The 19,019-nt window shown below is 30.9% G+C and carries 19 protein-coding genes; 7 read left to right on the top strand and 12 right to left on the bottom strand.

Annotation, left to right across the window (positions count from 1 at the left end; translation table 11 throughout):
• Positions 1–55 precede the first annotated feature (55 nt).
• Positions 56–1,114, top strand: coding sequence for a 3-oxoacyl-ACP synthase III family protein (locus CX675_RS04940; protein WP_130734110.1), 1,059 nt, complete (start codon positions 56–58; stop codon positions 1,112–1,114).
• A 144-nt stretch (positions 1,115–1,258) separates the two neighbouring features.
• Here the strand turns inward: CX675_RS04940 and CX675_RS04935 are convergent, their stop codons facing one another.
• Entirely contained in the window at positions 1,259–2,539 is a 1,281-nt protein-coding gene (locus tag CX675_RS04935; protein WP_130734109.1) for an amidohydrolase family protein, read from the bottom strand.
• A gap of 139 nt (positions 2,540–2,678) precedes the next feature.
• Here CX675_RS04935 and CX675_RS04930 point away from each other — a divergent pair, with 139 nt between their 5' ends.
• From CX675_RS04930 to CX675_RS04920, 3 genes are read left to right on the top strand one after another with little or no spacing between them, the layout of a single operon-like run.
• Positions 2,679–3,200: a methyltransferase gene (locus CX675_RS04930; protein WP_130734108.1), complete on the top strand. Its 522-nt coding sequence runs from the start codon at positions 2,679–2,681 to the stop codon at positions 3,198–3,200.
• Between the two features lie 16 nt (positions 3,201–3,216).
• Positions 3,217–4,068, top strand: coding sequence for a glycosyltransferase family 2 protein (locus tag CX675_RS04925; RefSeq protein WP_130734107.1), 852 nt, complete (start codon positions 3,217–3,219; stop codon positions 4,066–4,068).
• 6 nt (positions 4,069–4,074) lie between these two features.
• Positions 4,075–5,802 carry an AraC family transcriptional regulator gene (locus CX675_RS04920; protein ID WP_130734106.1) on the top strand — a complete coding sequence of 576 codons (1,728 nt, stop codon included), beginning with the start codon at positions 4,075–4,077 and terminating at the stop codon, positions 5,800–5,802.
• Here CX675_RS04920 and CX675_RS04915 read toward each other — a convergent pair.
• Positions 5,747–5,989 carry a hypothetical protein gene (locus CX675_RS04915; RefSeq protein WP_130734105.1) on the bottom strand — a complete coding sequence of 81 codons (243 nt, stop codon included), beginning with the start codon at positions 5,987–5,989 and terminating at the stop codon, positions 5,747–5,749. The genes CX675_RS04920 and CX675_RS04915 overlap by 56 nt on opposite strands.
• A 294-nt stretch (positions 5,990–6,283) precedes the next feature.
• Here CX675_RS04915 and CX675_RS04910 point away from each other — a divergent pair, with 294 nt between their 5' ends.
• The 3 genes from CX675_RS04910 to CX675_RS04900 all read left to right on the top strand — a co-directional run bounded on the left by CX675_RS04910 (position 6,284) and on the right by CX675_RS04900 (position 8,919).
• On the top strand, positions 6,284–7,288 hold the full coding sequence (locus CX675_RS04910) for a T9SS type A sorting domain-containing protein (RefSeq protein ID WP_130734104.1): 1,005 nt from the start codon (positions 6,284–6,286) through the stop codon (positions 7,286–7,288).
• 114 nt (positions 7,289–7,402) lie between these two features.
• Complete coding sequence (locus tag CX675_RS04905) at positions 7,403–8,149, top strand: ABC transporter permease (RefSeq protein WP_130734103.1); 747 nt, start codon at positions 7,403–7,405, stop codon at positions 8,147–8,149.
• Positions 8,149–8,919: an ABC transporter ATP-binding protein gene (locus CX675_RS04900; protein ID WP_130734102.1), complete on the top strand. Its 771-nt coding sequence runs from the start codon at positions 8,149–8,151 to the stop codon at positions 8,917–8,919. Before CX675_RS04905 ends, CX675_RS04900 begins: the two co-directional genes overlap by 1 nt.
• Here CX675_RS04900 and CX675_RS04895 read toward each other — a convergent pair.
• The 10 genes from CX675_RS04895 to porV all read right to left on the bottom strand — a co-directional run bounded on the left by CX675_RS04895 (position 8,916) and on the right by porV (position 19,017).
• The gene (locus tag CX675_RS04895; RefSeq protein WP_130734101.1) at positions 8,916–10,304 is read right to left on the bottom strand and encodes a DUF389 domain-containing protein; all 1,389 of its coding nucleotides are present in this window, start codon (positions 10,302–10,304) and stop codon (positions 8,916–8,918) included. The two genes, CX675_RS04900 and CX675_RS04895, sit on opposite strands and share 4 nt — an antisense overlap.
• A 7-nt stretch (positions 10,305–10,311) precedes the next feature.
• The gene (locus CX675_RS04890) at positions 10,312–11,370 is read right to left on the bottom strand and encodes a mannose-1-phosphate guanylyltransferase (protein ID WP_130734100.1); all 1,059 of its coding nucleotides are present in this window, start codon (positions 11,368–11,370) and stop codon (positions 10,312–10,314) included.
• Between the two features lie 146 nt (positions 11,371–11,516).
• Complete coding sequence (locus tag CX675_RS04885) at positions 11,517–12,119, bottom strand: SprT-like domain-containing protein (protein WP_130734099.1); 603 nt, start codon at positions 12,117–12,119, stop codon at positions 11,517–11,519.
• Between the two features lie 3 nt (positions 12,120–12,122).
• Entirely contained in the window at positions 12,123–12,803 is a 681-nt protein-coding gene (locus CX675_RS04880; protein WP_130734098.1) for an SDR family oxidoreductase, read from the bottom strand.
• 80 nt (positions 12,804–12,883) lie between these two features.
• Positions 12,884–13,864: a M20/M25/M40 family metallo-hydrolase gene (locus CX675_RS04875; RefSeq protein ID WP_130734097.1), complete on the bottom strand. Its 981-nt coding sequence runs from the start codon at positions 13,862–13,864 to the stop codon at positions 12,884–12,886.
• A 71-nt stretch (positions 13,865–13,935) separates the two neighbouring features.
• Positions 13,936–14,325 carry a DoxX family protein gene (locus CX675_RS04870; protein ID WP_130734096.1) on the bottom strand — a complete coding sequence of 130 codons (390 nt, stop codon included), beginning with the start codon at positions 14,323–14,325 and terminating at the stop codon, positions 13,936–13,938.
• Between the two features lie 134 nt (positions 14,326–14,459).
• Positions 14,460–16,106, bottom strand: coding sequence for a pyruvate dehydrogenase complex dihydrolipoamide acetyltransferase (locus CX675_RS04865; protein ID WP_130734095.1), 1,647 nt, complete (start codon positions 16,104–16,106; stop codon positions 14,460–14,462).
• 5 nt (positions 16,107–16,111) lie between these two features.
• Entirely contained in the window at positions 16,112–17,110 is a 999-nt protein-coding gene (gene pdhA / locus CX675_RS04860) for a pyruvate dehydrogenase (acetyl-transferring) E1 component subunit alpha (RefSeq protein WP_130734094.1), read from the bottom strand.
• Positions 17,111–17,273: 163 nt separating this feature from the next.
• Entirely contained in the window at positions 17,274–17,756 is a 483-nt protein-coding gene (cdd, locus tag CX675_RS04855) for a cytidine deaminase (protein ID WP_130734093.1), read from the bottom strand.
• A gap of 64 nt (positions 17,757–17,820) precedes the next feature.
• Positions 17,821–19,017 carry a type IX secretion system outer membrane channel protein PorV gene (porV, locus tag CX675_RS04850; RefSeq protein WP_130734092.1) on the bottom strand — a complete coding sequence of 399 codons (1,197 nt, stop codon included), beginning with the start codon at positions 19,015–19,017 and terminating at the stop codon, positions 17,821–17,823.
• Positions 19,018–19,019: the final 2 nt, after the last annotated feature.

The following is a 19,019-nucleotide window of genomic DNA, read 5'->3' as shown; positions in this document are numbered from 1 at the left end:
AGATACGTTTTAAGAAATAATACATAATTTCGTTGTGTTAACCCAATAAATCACCATGAATATAAAAATAACTGGATCTGGGAGCTATATCCCTACAGAAGTCATTTCTAATATCGATTTTGCTAAACATGTTTTCTTAAATGATGATGGAACACCTTTTCCTCATCCAAATGATATTGTTGCTCAAAAATTTCTTGAGATTACTGGAATTCGAGAAAGAAGATATGTAACACCAGATCTAAACACCTCAGACATTGCAACATTAGCAGCAAAAAAGGCTATTGAAGAGGCTCAAATTGACCTGGAAACTATTGATTATATCATTTTTGCTCATAATTTTGGAAATGTAAAAAATGGAGCTATCCAAGCTGACACATTACCTAGTTTAGCTACTAGAGTAAAGTTTGATTTACGTATAAAAAATCCTAAATGCGTTGCCTATGACATGCTGTTTGGATGTCCTGGCTGGGTCGAAGGTGTTATTCAAGCTAAAGCTTTTATACAGTCTGGTATGGCAAAAAGATGCTTAGTTATAGGAGCTGAGACACTCTCACGTGTTGTGGATTTACATGATAGAGATTCTATGATTTATTCTGATGGAGCTGGTGCTACTATTGTAGAAGCTACTGATGATGAAGGTGGTATTTTAGCTCATGAAACTGCCAGCTTTACCTATGACGAAGCCTATTATTTATTTTTTGGAAATTCATTTAATAAAACACATGATCCAGATGTTCGTTATATAAAAATGTATGGTCGTAAAATATATGAATTTGCTTTAAGTAATGTTCCTAAAGCTATGGCTACCTGTTTAAACAATAGTGGTATATCTATTGATGAAGTAAAAAAAGTATTAATTCATCAGGCTAATGAAAAAATGGATGAGGCTATTATTCATCGTTTTTACAAATTATATAAAAAAACACCTCCAGAAAACATTATGCCTATGAGTATTCATAAATTAGGGAATTCTAGTGTAGCTACTGTTCCAACTTTATATGATTTATTGATAAAAGGTGAACTAGAAGGACACCACTTAAACAAAGGTGATGTTATTATTTTTGCTTCGGTAGGTGCAGGAATGAATATCAATGCTATTGTATATCGCATGTAAAAATAAAAAGAGGCTCTAAAAAGTCTACAAAGGTGTTATTCTGAATTTATTTCACAATCTTAAAATGTTTATGATTAGATAAATTAATAATCTGAAATAAGTTCAGATTGACAAAAATTATTACTTTTTGGGCAGCTTCTTTTGTTATTCATTTTTATATACTTTTCCTCCTTTCATGACAAAAGTAACTTTTCCCATTACTTCAATGTTTTTTGTAGGATCTCCATCCACCGCAATAATATCGGCTAATTTTCCTTTTTCTATAATTCCTAAATTATCCGATTGACCTAATAAATCTGAGGCATTTATAGTTGCCGTTTTTATAATTTCCATAAAAGGCATGCCTACTTCATTCATATAAATAAACTCTCTCCAATTATCCCCATGAGCAAAAACACCAGCATCCGTTCCAAAAGCAATTTTTACACCATATTTATAGGCTTTTTCAAAAGTACTTTGAATTTTCGGTCCAATCGCTAGTGCTTTGGGAATCACAATCTCAGGATAATAATTAGGAATTTTAGCAAATTGTCCTACTGCTTTTCCCGCTGTTATTGTGGGCACTAAATAAGTACCATGTTCTTTCATTAATTCCATTACTTCTTCACTCATATAAGTTCCATGCTCAATGGAGTGCACTCCTCCTATTACAGCTCTTTTCATAGCTTCTTCACCATGACAATGTGCCGCTACTTTAAAACCATAATCGTGAGCTGTTGTAACAATACTTTCTATTTCTTGAATAGTAAACTGAGAATTCTCTCCACTCTTTGCTACACTTAAAACACCTCCAGAGGCTGTTATTTTTATTAAATCGCTCCCATTTTTATAACGTTGTCTAACCGCTTTTGCACATTCATCTACCCCATTTGCAACACCAGATGCTGGTCCTGGATTCCCCATTAAATCACTTCTATATCCATTGGTTGGATCTGCATGACCTCCAGTAGAAGCTATTGCTTTACCTGCTGTAAAAACCCGAGGTCCTTTCACTAATTCTGCATCAATTGCTCTTCGCAGAGCAATATTTACATTGGTACCTCCTAAATCTCTAACCGTTGTAAAACCAGTAAGCAGTGTTTTTTCAGCATAACCTACTGAACGATAAGCAATATCTGCTTCATTTAAAGTAAACTCTTCTAAATATTGTTTTGGATTCGTTTCGTGTTCTAAATGCACATGCATATCAATAAGTCCTGGCATGACTGTCTTAGAGGATAAATCCAGAAAAACATCATCCTTACCTACATTAACTTTTTTATCAGTTACCTTTTCAATTTTATCACCTATAACAACAACGGTTATATTATGAAGTACTGTAGCGTTTTTAACATCAATAAATTTTCCACATTGAATAATAGTTCTGTTTTGAGCGACAAGTATACAAGTTACAAAAAGTAACACAATCGAGATTATTTTTTTCATTGTTAGCATGTTTGATAAGAATAAAAATACAAAAAAGACAGTGATAAAATAATCATTTCAAAAGCTTTTATTTCTTTGTAACTTTACCACCCATTAATTTTAATTTAAGAACAAAAGAAAATGTGTTCCGTTGAATATTATGTACGAAAAAACATACCCAAATAAACGCTTTAAAATTACTTTAGAGTTTTTAAAAAAACATATTACCACATCTGAAACCATATTTGATTTAGGTGTTACCAATCCGTTTTCTAAAATTATGAAAGAAAATGGATATACTGTAATAAATACTAATGGAGAAGATTTGGACAAAGATCAAAGCGCCTTAAAAAATGAGAACTATAGTGTGTTTACTGCTTTTGAAATTTTCGAACATTTATTAAATCCTTATACAGTTCTTGAAAAGATTACTTGTGACAAAGTGCTCATTTCAATACCTATGCGATTATGGTTTTCTGCTGCTTATAGAAGTAAAACAGATCCATGGGACAGGCATTATCATGAATTTGAAGATTGGCAACTCGATTGGTTATTAGAAAAAACAGGATTTAAAATTATAGATCGCGTTCAATTTACACATCCTGTTAAAAAAATTGGTTTCCGACCTTTGTTGCGTTATTTTACACCTAGATATTATTTAGTATATGCTGAAAGAAGTTAATAGTAATTAGTTTTAGATGAACTATCAAATAATTATACCCGCACATAATGAAGCACAATTCATTGGTTTAACCTTAGATTCTTTGGTTAACCAAACTGTTTTACCTTCAAAAATTATTGTTGTGGACGATCATTCTACCGATGCGACTGCTAAAATCGTAAAATCCTATTTAGAAAAACATGCCTTTATTTGCTTAGTTGAAAAAAAATCGGAAGCAATCCATTTACCTGGAAGCAAAGTCATACAAGCTTTTCATGAAGGCGAAAAGCAGCTCGATGTAAATTATGACATTATTGTAAAAGCGGATGCTGATTTAATTTTTCCATCTCATTATTTCGAAACCATAATACAACACTTTGAAGCAGATGATGCCGTAGGAATGGTGGGCGGTTTTGCCTATATTGAACGTAATGGAAAATGGATTTTGGAAAACTTAACTGATAAAGATCACATTAGAGGTGCTTTTAAAGCCTATCGAAAAAACACGTTTAAAGAAATTGGTGGTTTAAAAGCGGCAATGGGTTGGGATACTGTAGATGAACTTCTTTGTAAATATTACAATTGGAAAATAGTAACCGATAAAACATTACATGTAAAACATTTAAAACCTACTGGTGCTAATTACAACAAAGCATCTCGTTATAAACAAGGAGAAGCATTTTACAGTTTAGGTTATGGTTTTTTAATAACTACAATTGCATCTTTAAAACTGGCTTTACGAAAAGGCAAACCGTTTTTATTTATTGATTATTTGAAAGGTTTTTTGAAAGCGAAAACAGCTAAAAAAGAATTATTAGTAACTCCAGATCAAGCGCAATTTATTAGAAATTATCGTTGGAAAAAAATGAAAGAAAAAATTTTCAATTAAACAAACATGTCAAAAATCAATTATCTGTTCCTCTTATTATTAACAGTAATCACAGGATTAAACGCCCAAAACAGTACCAGAATTGCATTTTATAAACAACAGTTTTTCTTACTTCAAAATAATCCAGATAGTGCCTTAGTTTATGTAAATAAAATATTTGAATCAAAAGAAGATATTGATTTAGCGTTTGCGTATACATCAAAAAAATATCTTTTAACCATAACTGGAGTTGAATTCAAAAGTTCGGACTATGATACTAAAATTAATTATTTTCTTAAAAGAATAGAACCAAAAAAAGAAACCTATAAAGATTTGGCAAGCATTTATATACTACTAGGACATATAAAAAAAAATCACAACAAACTTGATGAATCTCTTAAAAATTACATAAAAGCAAGAGAATTTGCTCAACTAAATAATGATTCTTTTCAGCTAGCAAAAATTAAAATCAACATAGCCATTAATATGGGCGCTTTAAATCTTTTAGATGAAGCAATTAAAGAAATTAAAGAAACCAAAAAAATATCAAACGATTTTAAAAATGACAGTATTAATTATCAATTTGTAAAAAAATATTGTATTAACACTTTAGGATCTACTTACTTTAGAATATTTAATAATGATCCTGAAAAAAACATAAAGTATTCCGATTCAGCAATTATTGAATTTAATAAAATTATAAAGGAAACAGATGAAAAATACTATTTGGCACCAGCTTCATATTATCTTGGTCTTCTTTACAACTACAAAAAAGAATACACTAAAGCTAATACCTATTTATTAAATTCAGTTGCTCTTTACAAAGAGTTGAATTTCAAACAATCCTTAACAAATGCACAATTTAATTACTACTTTAATAATTTTCAAAAAGGAGATTATAAAATTGCAAAAAAAGGGTTTTTAGAAATAATCGAAAACCATTCTGATAGTATTATTGACTTTAATTATTTATTTTCTCATAAATATCTAACAAAAATTTTCATAGAAGAAAACAATCCAGATTCGATAAATTATTACTATGATCAGTTTTTGTTTTTATATGACAAAAGTACACAAGACGAAAAGAAACAATTTTCAGAGGCTTACAAATTATTAGAAAACTCCGACTTAAAAGAAGCAATTAATTCTGTAAAAAAAGAAAATAAACAATTAAAATTTGACAAAAAAATAATAGTCATTTCGTTAGTATTGATTATATGTACACTTCTAATCCTTTTTATATTTTTTATTTCGAAGAAAAGAAATCAAAAAATAAAATTATTAAAAATAATAGAAGAGTATAATACTCAATCAAAAGAAGTCCTCCAATCGGAAAAAAATTCGACAATTATTAATGATGAAATTGAGCTTAAAATCAATGAGGGTTTAACTAAAATAGAAAAAAATTCGACATTCTTAGATAAAAATTTCAGTTTACATTTTGTTGCAAAAAAAATAGGTACAAATACAACATATCTCTCAAACTTTGTAAACAACCATAAGAAAATGTCTTTTAATGATTATACAAATAAATTAAGAATAGATTATGTTATAAAATTATTAATTGAAGACAAGAAAACAAGAAACTACACTACTCAAGCTCTTGCAGAATTACTAGGATATAAAAATGGGGCTTCTTTCTCAAGAATTTTTAAAGAGAAAACGGGAGTTACCCCGATTCTCTTCATTAATAATTTGATTAAAAAATACAGTTCCCAGGATCAGTTGGATTCTGATACATCTGAACACAATTAAGCCATTGTTGATGTAAAACTTCATAGTTAGGATTAGTAATCTCAGGTTCTGATCCACAAGGACCATTCATACCATCTGGGTTACCACCTAATTTCCCTTCTGAACCTTCAATTTTTATTGCGTTAATATTAATTAGTTCATTTTTGGTTAATTTTTCAAACTGGAATCGATTAAAAGTTTTCTTCATTTTATAATTATTTAGTTAATACTGAAATCAAAATTACAATTAAAAGCAATTTAACAAACGCAAAACCATCCCTTCAAACCATTTAAAGTCCAACAGCGCCATAACAAATTAATAAACAACACTTTATACATAAAACAAAAGCGTACTATTTATAAATAATACATGTATTATTTATAAATAACAACACATATCAATTGTAAAACGCCATTTATAGATACATATTTGCTCCAGATTTCTTGCAAGATTCAAAAAGACTTTAAATTCAAAATACTCTAAAGTTTAAAATTATTTATCATGAAAAAAATTTATTTATTTATTGTTGCATCTTTATTTTGGAACTTAAATGCACAAAAAACTAGCGCTCCACTAAATTGTATTAATGGCCCATTAAACATTTATTTAGGTCAAACTTCAAGCTTCTCTAGCTCTACAACAGCCCAATGCACTAATTGTTATGATTGGGATATTAATAATAGTTCTACTTCTTCCAACAATGATATTGTAGGAAATGTACAAATAGTAGGAAATGATTTTAACCAATCAGTACAAATAAAAGGACTTTCATTAGGTAGTTTTACATTACAATTAACCTATTTTGATGAAACTGGTTGTCATGAATGTAGTATCATTGGTAATGTTATAAATGGTGATTCTCCAACACCATTACCATCGGTAAACTGTTTTGGCTTTGATCCTCCTCAAGGAGGTTTAGACATTAATTCTGAAGGAACTCTAAACTACGCTTATGTTGGTTATCCTTATGGGGCTCCAATATCTTCATCAGGTTTAACATTTACATGGTATTTTAAGTTTGAACAAGGACAGTTTTTAACTTTTAATGTACAAAACCCTACCTTTAGAGAAAAATGTCCGGATAACCCAGTAAGAAGCTTTGCTTTAATTATTTCAAATGGTGTACAAACAAAACAATACAGATCAATAGATCCTGCCTACCCAATACAAGGAATTTCGTCAATTGCCAATACACCAACTTGCTTCTTACATCCTTGTTGTAGTCCAAATGTAATAGATTGTAACAATGGTGGAATTTCTAGAGAAAATAATACTAAATCCCAAATAATAGTTTCCCCAAACCCAACCAGCTCAAAGGTTACTTTTATAGGAGAAAACTTAGATCAATATACTGTTACCATATTTGATTCTAATGGCAATAAAATTATTAATGAATCTAATATAGAAAATTCAATAGAGCTGAAAGGTTACAAAAAAGGAATCTACTTATATATCTTAGAAGATAAAGAAGGAAATCTCCAAAAGGGAAAAATTATAAAAGAATAAAAATAGAATTTTAAAATAGTCTGTAATGTAACTACAGACTATTTTTTTACATAAAAATTAAATTATTTTAAATAACTCGTAACTTCTTATTATTTTAGCAGATATTTATAAACCATGATGCTTATTCGTTACTTATCGCAAATAGGAAGGTATTTTATTATGCTTAAAGAGGTTTTTAACAAACCAACCAAGTGGAGTGTAATGAAACAACTTATATTTAAAGAAATTGATGATTTAATAATAGATTCTTTAGGAATTGTATCTTTTATTTCTTTTTTCGTAGGTGGAGTTGTAGCCATTCAAACGGCTTTAAACTTAACTAACCCTTTAATCCCAAAATATCTAATTGGTTTTGCTACGAGACAATCGGTTATTTTAGAGTTTGCTCCAACTTTTATTTCTGTAATTATGGCTGGTAAAATGGGTTCTTTTATTACTTCAAGCATTGGAACTATGCGAGTTACAGAACAAATTGATGCTTTAGAAGTTATGGGTGTAAATTCTTTAAACTACTTGGTTTTCCCTAAAATAGTTGCTCTTTTATTGTATCCTTTTGTTATTGGATTAAGTATGTTTTTAGGGGTTTTTGGTGGTTATATTGCGGGAGTTTATGGTGGTTTTACCTCTAGTAACGAATTTATTCAAGGAATTCAAACGGAATTTATCCCTTTTCATATTACTTATGCTTTTATAAAAACTATTGTTTTTGCTTTAATTTTAGCAACCATTCCTTCTTTTCATGGTTTTTACATGAAAGGTGGTGCACTTGAAGTAGGTAAAGCCAGTACTGTTGCCTTTGTATGGACATCAGTGGTTATCATTTTGATGAATTATATATTAACTCAACTCCTTTTAAGCTAATGATAGAAGTAAAAGATTTAGAAAAAACCTTTGGTGATCAAAAAGTTTTAAAAGGGATTAGTACCAATTTTGAATCAGGAATGACTAATTTAATTATTGGTCAAAGTGGTTCAGGTAAAACTGTTTTTTTAAAATCGTTATTAGGTATTCATACTCCTGAAACTGGCACCATAGCTTTTGATGGTCGTATTTATTCTAATTTAACAGATGATGAAAAAAGAGAACTTCGTACAGAAATTGGAATGGTTTTTCAAGGTAGTGCTTTGTTTGACAGTATGACTGTCGAAGAAAATATTGGTTTTCCATTAAAAATGTTTACTAAAAAAACAGCTGCAGAAATTAAAGAGCGTGTTAATTTTGTAATAGATCGTGTAAAACTAATTAATGCCAACGATAAAAAACCTTCTGAAATTTCTGGAGGAATGCAAAAAAGGGTTGCGATTGCCAGAGCCATTGTAAACAATCCTAAATATTTATTTTGTGATGAACCAAACTCAGGTTTAGATCCCAAAACTGCGATTGTTATTGATAACCTTATTCAAGAAATTACAGAAGAATATAATATTACAACCATTATTAATACACACGACATGAATTCTGTAATGGAAATTGGACAGAAAATTGTGTTTTTAAAAAATGGTTTACTCGAATGGGAAGGTTCCAATAAAGAAATTTTTAAAACAGATAATGAAGCGGTTACCGATTTTGTTTATTCTTCTGAATTATTCAAAAAAGTAAGAAAAATGTATTTAGAAGACGATAATAGTTAGTCGACTTTTACTTCTATCTTTTTCACTTTCAACTTGGTTTTTAACCAGTTTTCTAATCTTTCAGTAGCTTCAGATTTTGTTTTTGAAGTTACTTTTTTAGACCAAGTAATTCCAAATGTAGGAATAGTGTCTACTTTACTAAAGTTTGTCACAATCTTATCGGCATAACTAACAGCTTCAATATTAGGATCTAATGCTTTCATTTCTTTGGTTACCTGATCAAAAGAAAACAGCGTGGCCTTTTTAGCAGTCAATTGATTCTTTAAATCAAATATTTGGCGATCTTTATCCAACAAATCAGCATCTTTTTTAACTAATAATTGTTGGTTAGACAAAAAGGATTGCTCAATATCTTTCATTTTTGTCATTGTTTCTATGTTTCCTGTATCTTGAAAAACTTTAAAAGTACAATTTGCATAACCTAACTCACTCATTTTCTTTTCAAACTCTTTTACTTCATTTTCAGACAAACTCTTACCTATAACGGCAAAATTAATTTGTCTTTTAGAATAATCTTTCTTTACATCTAAAATTAACACTCCTTTTTCCGTTTTTAATTCTTCAATTAATGTATCTACTTTCTGACCAAAATCAGATTGTTTATACAATTGATAAAACATATATACACTTGGAATAAGTATTGCTAAAGCTAAAAACGAAATAGCACGAGATAATAACTTTCTTCTTTTCGAATTGGCGTATTCCTCATAAGGAAACTTCAAAAAACGAACGACTAGAAAGGTTGCAGAAGCAATAAAAATAGTATTAATTGAAAATAAAAACAAAGCACCTCCGAAAAAGTCCCATTTACCCGTTGCTAAGCCATAACCCGCAGTACATAAAGGTGGCATTAAAGCAGTAGCAATAGCAACACCTGCAATAGCATTAAACAACTTATTTCGTTGACTTATGGCTATAATTAAAGATAGACCACCAGACAATGCTATAATTACATCTCGAACATCTGGAAAAGTTCGCGCAATTAATTCTTGAGTTTCATTTTGGAAAATTGGAATACTGAAAAACAAAAAAGAAGTTAGTAAACTTAAAATAACCATTACGGCAAAATTATTCAAAGCCTTCTTTAACAAATCAATATTATTAATACCTAAAGAAAGACCCATTCCTAAAATAGGTCCCATTAGAGGAGATATTAACATGGCTCCGATAACCACAGCGGTAGAACTTGTATTTAAACCTACCGATGCAATAAGAATAGAAAATATAAGTACCCAAGCAGTAGCGCCTTTCATGTAAATTCCTGCTTTTATATCTTCAATAGTATTGGTCTTATCTGAATCTCTTGAGATATCAAAAATACTAATTACAAATTGTTTTATCTGTTTAACTATCTCTGAGAAATTTAACGGAGTATTATTTTCCATGTTTAATTTATTGTAGTTTACTTACAATTCCTTTGATTTCTTGCTCTTTACTTTTTGGATAAATTAATAAAGTATCGGTTTTATCAACAATTATAAAATCATCAAGACCATCCACAACCACGAGCTTTTTACCTTCAGTCCTAATGATATTGTTAGAAGCGTTTTCTAATATTACAGTAGCATTTACAACGGCATTATTATTGAAATCTTTATCCAATTTTTCGTGTAAAGACCCCCAAGTTCCTAAATCATTCCAATCGAAAGTTGCAGGTAAGACATACACATTCGATGCTTTTTCCAAAATAGCATAATCTATAGAAATATTTTCGGCTAAAGGATAATTTTGAGCAATAAATTCTTTTTCAGCTATCGTATTGTAGCTCTCAAAACCAGAGACAAAAAGAGCATTCATTTCAGGTTGAAATGTTGCAAAAGCTTCTAAAACCGAAGAAACACTCCAAATAAAAATACCGCCATTCCAAAGAAAATTACCACTTGCTAAAAAAGATTTCGCTGTTTCATAATCTGGTTTTTCTCTAAACTGTTTTACTTTCTTTATTGGATTTATATCTAATTTATCAAATTCGATATACCCAAAACCAGTATTTGGAAAAGTGGGTTGAATACCAAGAGTCATTAATGCATTATTTGAAGTACAATAATCAAAAGATTGTTGCACATTTTGCACAAAAGCAGTTTCATCTTCTATCCAATGGTCTGACGGAGCAACAATAAGCAAAGCGTCTGGGTTTTCTTTTTTAATTTTCATAGAAGCGTACAAAATACAGGGTGCTGTATTTCGCATAGCAGGTTCAAGAACAACCTGATTCGGTTGAATTGACGGCAATTGCTCTAATACTAAGTCGTTGTATTTTTCATTGGTTAAAACCAAAATATTTTCAGAAGGAATGAGTTTACTTAATCTGGAAAATGTTTTTTGAATCAGCGTTTCTCCAGTTCCTAACATGTCGTGAAACTGTTTTGGAAATTCGGTTGTACTTACTGGCCAAAAACGCGAACCTACACCACCAGCCATTATTATTGCGTAATAATTGTTGTTTTTCATATATACCTTAAAAGGGTTCTTTTTATAACTTTAAATATACTTAAAAATATAATGCCAAAAAATAGCAATTCAGAAAATAGATAAATTCCTGCAAAAATTGAAATTATAATATTAATATCAAAACTTTCGTTGAACTAATAAACCATTTAATTGGCCACCAATTCTACTTCTGCGTTGGGCTGAAAAAGAAAAATTCTTCCCGTTTGTAGTTCAATACACTCATACCGTTTTACGCGTAGTGCTATTTTTTTAAAAACTCGCCCATTATGAATTTTAAAATAAGCTCCATACGGAATTTCAAAAATATAATTCTTATCTGATTCTTTTTCATCATACTGCTTCAATGCCAAAGATAGTGTAGCGTCTGTATCGCTACTTGCTTTCGGATTTTTAAAATGACGAGCTAATAATGGTAACAATTGATTTGGAAAAATCTCAGGTCGTATATATGGCAACATCAATTGTCTAAACGTGAGTTTCCATTCATCACCATGAGGTTTAATATACCTCCCGTATTTTTCAAAGGCAACTAAATGTGCAATTTCATGAACTAGAGTAATTAGGAAACGATATTTATTGAGACTGGCATTTACTGTAATTTGATGATACCCATTCGCATCTTTTCTATAATCACCATGACGAGTTACTCGTTCATTTACGATTTTTAAATGAACGTGATTGTTTTTGATTAATTCAAAACAAGATTGAACCGCATGTTCAGGTAAATATTTTTGTAAAACGTCGCTCAATTTTTAAGGTGTTGTAGATGAAACCTGCAAAACTTTACCGTTGTAATATTTATTACCCGTTAAACTAAAATCAAAAATATAAGTTGCCATTTCTTTAGCTAAAAGCGGTGCTTGATATCCTGGAAAAGCTTCTTGTAGCATTTCTGTATTGACAGCGCCAAGTGCTAAAACATTAAAAGCAATTCCTTTTTCTTTGTATTCTTCGGCTAACAATTCAGACAACGTTATTACTGCTCCTTTACTAGAGCTATAAGCTGCTAAAGTTGGAAACTTCATACTTCCTTGAATACCACCCATAGAACTTATGGTGACCACATGACTCCCTTTAGACAAATAAGGAATACAGATACGGGTTAATGCTGCAACAGCAAAAACGTTAACTTTATAAACTTGTTCAAAATCTTCAGAAGTTAGTTCAGCAAAAGGCTTCCCAATAAGTAATCCTGCATTATGTATGACTATATCTACATTACTATTCCATGATTTTTCAACAAACTCTTTAACTTGTAGTAATTCCTTTTCATTTGAAATATCAATTCCTAAACAAGTTATATTTTTATTCTCAAGAAATTCTTGAGGTTGTTTTCTTGAAACAGCCGCTACTTGATGTCCTTGATTGGCAAACAACAAAGCTAATTCATATCCAATACCTCTGGAAGTTCCTGTTATTATAATGTTTTTCATTTATTTAAAATTTGAAAGTAAAAAACATAATGATAATCTTTCATTAGTTAATTTTTCATTTTTAGAAGCATTTTTTATGCTTATTTCATCTGAATTTCTTTGCTTGGTGCATTCATCATTTTTTCTAAAACTGGAATCGTTTTATTAACCACATTCGTCATGTGTTTGGTATCCATTAATTCAAATTCATCATCTGGCTGATGGTAAAATTGAAAATTTTCAAAATCAAAGGTAGATACGGTTTGAGCTGGAACTTCAAATTCGGTATAAAAAGGATAATTATCAGATGCTCTAAATAATTGATACTGAGTTTCTGCAGGAATATAGCCTATCAAATTTTCACCTGCATATTCATTCATTTTTTGCGCCATATTACTTTTACCAAAACCAGTTAAATAAAGTAACATATCTTCTCTATTCATTTTTACCCCAATCATTTCATAATTAAACATAAAATATAAATTAAGATTTTGCTCTTTTAATTTCTTTGCTAAGTGTTTAGAACCTAATAATCCTTTTTCTTCTGCTGAGAAGAAAGCAAAAATAATGCTTCTTTTATTAGTTTTATGTTTTGCAAAATATTTTACAACTTCAGTAACCGCCGTTGTTCCTGAAGCATTATCATTGGCTCCATTACCAATATCATCTCCATTTACTGGTGTAATTCTACCTATATGATCATAATGTGCTCCTATAACAACAAATTCATTTTTTAATTTAGGATCATTTCCTTCTATATAGCCAACGATATTATAAGCGGGTAAATCATAATTTGAAAGGGTGTCTCTATAGCTTTTAAAATAAGGTTTTACTTTGTTTTGCTTGAAAACACCTTCTAAAAAGTAACTTGCTTTTTCAATTCCTTTACTACCTGTATTACGACCTTCCAGTTCATCTGAAGTTAAAAACTGAAGTGTCTTTGCTATATCTTCTTGATTTGCAAAAGAATTTTCACTTCCACTGATACTTTGGGAAACTGTGTTCAATTCATTAGAAACCGTTGATTTCGAACCATTACAAGCTAACAAAACTAAGCTTACAATAAAACATATTTTTTTCATTCCTATATTTATTTTCGTAAAAATAATAAAATCCCGACAAAACTTAGGTTTTAAAGCATAAGAATTGAAAACTACATCTTAAATTGGAGAAGTTTAGTAAAGTTGTCTTTGTAAAAATAAATTAGTATTAAGCAGGAGATTAAAGTAATTACTGCTAAGATGAATAAAGTTCCGCCGTCATCTTGAACTTCAACACCCAAAATAGTTAGATGAGAAAACACAGCTCCCAACATTGTTACTCCACCAAGAATTGCTCCTATTAAAGTTGTTTTAGGAACTAAAATTAAGATTGAGGCTATTAATTCGATAATTCCAGAAGTTATTCTACCAAAAGGTTCTGCATTTAAAGTAGAAAAAATATAAACACTTTCTGGTGCAGCAGTAAATTTGAAAAATAAAGTTTGTAATAGTATAATAGCTGCTACACACTTAAGAATCCAAATAAAGACAGTTTTTTTCATAATTTCATCATTTAACAAGGCAAAAATACGTACTAAACGACTCAATAAATGTTAGTTACACTACCTAACTGAGTTTTACACATAAAAAAAAGGCTCTGAAATACAGAGCCCTTTCAAATATTTAAATATAATAATTATGCTAACATCGTTACTGGATTTTCCATAAACGCTTTAAACGTTTGTAAGAATTGTGCTCCCGTTGCACCATCAACAGTTCTATGATCGCAAGCCAAGGTAACAGTCATGGTGTTTCCAACCACAATTTGTCCGTTTTTAACTACTGGTTTTTCAACAATAGCACCTACAGATAAAATAGCTGAGTTAGGTTGATTGATAATAGAAGTAAAAGACTGAATACCAAACATTCCTAAATTTGAAATTGTAAAAGTACTACCTTCCATTTCTGCAGGTTGAATTTTTTTCACACGAGCTCTTCCAGCCATATCTTTAACATTTGCTCCAATTTGAGTTAATGTCATTTGATCTGTAAATTTCAACACAGGGACAACTAATCCATCTTCAACAGCTACCGCAACTCCAATGTTTACATGATGATTTAAAATCATAGCATCTTCTTTCCATTGTGAATTTACTTGCGGATGTTTCTTTAAAGCCATCGCACTTGCTTTAATAACCATATCATTAAAGGAAACTTTAGTATTTGGAATACTATTAATCATTTCACGAGAAGCAATTGCATTATCCATATCTAACTCTATAGTTAAATAATAATGTGGTGCTGAGAATTTTGATTCAGCTAATCGTTTTGCAATTACCTTACGCATCTGAGAGTTTTTCACTTCTTCCTGATACACTTCGCCAGCAGGCACAAAAGGCTTCACATCTGCCACTGCATTTGAAGCTTCTTTTACAGGTTCTATTACTTTTGACGTGGTAGCAACTGTATTTGGCGTAAAGTTTTCTACATCAGATTTTACTATTCTACCGTTTTCACCAGAACCTTTAACTTCGGTTAAATTAATTCCTTTTTCTTCTGCTATTTTTTTGGCTAAAGGGGAAGCAAATATCCTACCATTAGAAGCAGAATGTGTATTCTGAACTGGTACTGAAGTTGCAGACTCAATCGGTTTAGATTCTTCTTGAGCTTCTTTATTTTCGGCGCTCCCAGAATCACCTGATTTATAATTTGCAACTACACCTGAAATATCTGTTCCTGAAGGTCCTAAGATTGCTAAAATACTATCTACAGGAGCAGATTCACCTTCTTGAACACCAATATGCAATAAAGTTCCTGCGTTAAATGATTCAAATTCCATAGTAGCTTTGTCGGTTTCAATCTCAGCTAGGATATCTCCTTCAGAAATGATATCACCTACCTTTTTCAACCAAGTAGCTACAGTTCCTTCTGTCATAGTATCACTTAAACGAGGCATTGTTACAACAATAACTCCTTTAGGTAATTCTGATTTTCCGCTTGCTGGTTTTTCAATATTAGATTCTTCCGTTTTTGATTTTGTTTCTGGTTTTGAATCAGTATTATTTTCAGTGTTAGCACCACTTAATAAACTTGAAACATCTTCACCTTCTTTGCCAATGATTGCCAAAAGAGAATCTACATCTGCAGTTTCTCCTTCATTAATCCCAATATACAAAAGAGTTCCTGCATTAAAAGATTCAAACTCCATAGTAGCTTTGTCGGTTTCAATTTCAGCTAAAATATCGCCTTCTTCTATTTTGTCACCAACTTTTTTAAGCCATTTTGCCACGGTTCCTTCTGTCATTGTATCGCTTAAACGCGGCATTGTTATTACTGTTGCCATAATACTTATAATTTATGAGGTAAAAATGGATAATTTTCTTCTTCGTATACTACATCGTACATCACATTCAATTCTGGATAAGGTGATTCGTCAGCAAATTTCTCACATTCTTCGACCAAATCTCTTACACGGCTATCAATCGCTTCAATTTCCGTTTCTGTAGCATAACCATTTTCTTTTATGATATCTAAAACTTGAGTAATTGGATCGATTTTTTTATACTCTTCTACTTCTTCTTTAGTTCTGTAGTGTTGCGCATCAGACATAGAATGTCCTCGATAACGGTATGTTTTCATTTCTAAGAATGTTGGACCGTCGCCTCTTCTTGCTCTTTCAATCGCTTCATGCATCGCTTCTGCAACTTTTATTGGATTCATTCCATCTACTGGTCCACTAGGCATTTCATAACCTAATCCTAATTTCCAGATATCTGTATGGTTTGCAGTACGTTCTACCGAAGTTCCCATTGCATAACCATTATTTTCTACAATAAATACTACTGGCAATTTCCAGTTCATCGCCATATTGAACGTTTCATGTAACGATCCCTGTCTTGCAGCTCCATCACCAAAGTATGTTAAAGTAACTCCTCCTGTTTCAAAATATTTATCTGCAAAAGCTAGTCCTGCACCAAGTGGAATTTGCCCTCCAACTATTCCATGTCCACCATAAAAACCATGCTCTTTAGAAAAAATATGCATTGACCCACCTAATCCTTGAGAAGTACCTGTAGCCTTACCTAATAACTCAGCCATAACTCTTTTTGGATCAACTCCCATTCCTATAGGCTGAACGTGATTACGATACGCCGTAATCATTTTATCTTTAGATAAATCCATTGCATGTAAAGCACCAGCTAATACCGCTTCTTGTCCATTATATAAATGTAAAAATCCTCTTACTTTTTGTTGAATGTAAAGTGCAGCAAGTTTGTCTTCAAACTTTCTCCAAAATTGCATTTCCTCATACCACTTTAGGTAAACTTCTTTAGTTATTGGTTTCATTTGTTTATGAATTAAATTGGATTATTTTACAAAAAAAGATAAAACTTAATTTGAAAAATTTTACAAAAAGCAAAAATACTACATAGAAGCTTATTGAAAAAATTAATTTTTATCAATTTTCTTTATTTTATTACGAATATGTTATTTTTTATCAACGAAATCGTTATAGATGCTTTTTTTCAAAAAGGAAAGGCAATAGATTTTGCAGGGAATTTGAATGGTATACTTTACCCTTTGATCCCATAAAATAAATTTCAATTCCTGAATCTTGTTTCATCTCATATTCAGCAATAGATTGTCTGCAAGAACCACATGGTGGAATTGGATCTTCTAGTTCTCTATCTTTTGGTGAGGCAGAAATAAACAATTTCAAGACTTTAGCATCAGGGTAATTTGCCCCTGCATAAAAGATAGCAACCCTTTCTGCGCACAATCCTGAAGGGTAAGCTGCATTCTCTTGATTAGAACCCAGAATAATTTCTCCATTATCTAATAATATTGCAGTACCTACTTGAAATTTTGAATAAGGAGCATAGGCCTTTTTTCTAGCTTCTATTGCTTGCAACATGATTGTTTTATCTTTTACATCAAGTTCTTCTAAAGAATCAAACACTGAAAATGTTGTTGTAAATGTAATTTGCTTCATATATATAGGAAAAAAAATCCAAACTCTTTAAGAATTTGGATGTTTCATTTTTTAATTGTTATTATTATAATTCATCATAGCCATCACCAAAATTGAATGATAATGAGAATCGCAATGTATTTTCTAATGGGTTTCTAACTTTTGATGCTGAAAACAAATACGAAACATCTATTTTAACAGCATTGTATTTAAACCCTGCACCTAAAGTAAAATATTTTCTAGCTCCTTTTGTTTCACTTTCATGAAAATAGCCTGTTCTTAAAGAAAAAGAATCTTGATAAGCATATTCAGCACCTAAAGCATAAGTAAATTCTTTTAACTCTTCACTAAATCCATCTGGCGCATCACCAAAAGATTTAAAAATACCACTCACCCAGCCTGTTTTTCTATAATCAATAATAGCCTGACTATTAGCAGTATCAGCTTCAGCTTGAGTATATGCTGTTCCATCTTCTTTCAAATCACCAGAATTAATTCTCTTTGGAGGTGTTGGCACTAATAATTTAGTTACTTCCACTCCTACTGCTACTTTATTATATTCGTCAAAAATAAAATCAAAACCAGCACCTAATCTCATATTAGACGGAATAAAATTTGAATTCTCATCTAACTTATCGTTATCATAGTTAATCTTAGGACCTAGATTTTGAAAATTAAAACCAGCTCTCCATCTTCCGTTAAAATCATTATAAGCTATTTCTTCAGATTGATAATATCCAGAAATATCAACTGCAAAAGTTGAAGCTGCTGTTGCGTCATTATTATCTGTAGCAATTTTTAGATTAGAACGTATAAATCGTCCTCCAACTGACATAGAGAATCGTTCGCTTAATTTCAAAGCATAAGAACCATCTAAAGCTAATTCATTTGGCGAAACTGTATTTTGAAGTTCTCCTTGTGCATTCGTTAACTGTATATCACCTAGCCCAAAGTAACGTAAAGAAGCCGCAAAAGCACTACGTTCATTGATTCGATTAAAATAAGTAACTTGACCTAAGGAAATATCATTTGCGATACTTGTCAAATAGGGCGTATAACTCAACGAAAAACCTTGTTTTTCCAAAGAAAAAGCATATTTTGCTGGATTATGTTGTTGAGAAAAAGCGTCTGTAGAAGTTGCCACCCCCATATCTCCCATACCAGCAGATCTAGCATCTGCAGCAATTAATAAAAAAGGAACCCCTGTTGTAATTACTCTTTCCTGAGCTTTTACATATTGACCAGTTATAAATAGAATTAATAAAACTGCTATTTTCTTCATTA

It is taken from the genome of Flavobacterium sp. J27 (assembly GCF_004303025.1).
GTDB lineage: Bacteria > Bacteroidota > Bacteroidia > Flavobacteriales > Flavobacteriaceae > Flavobacterium.
The sequence above is the reverse complement of the archived record's forward strand: the minus strand, read 5'-3'. Positions and strand labels throughout refer to the sequence as shown.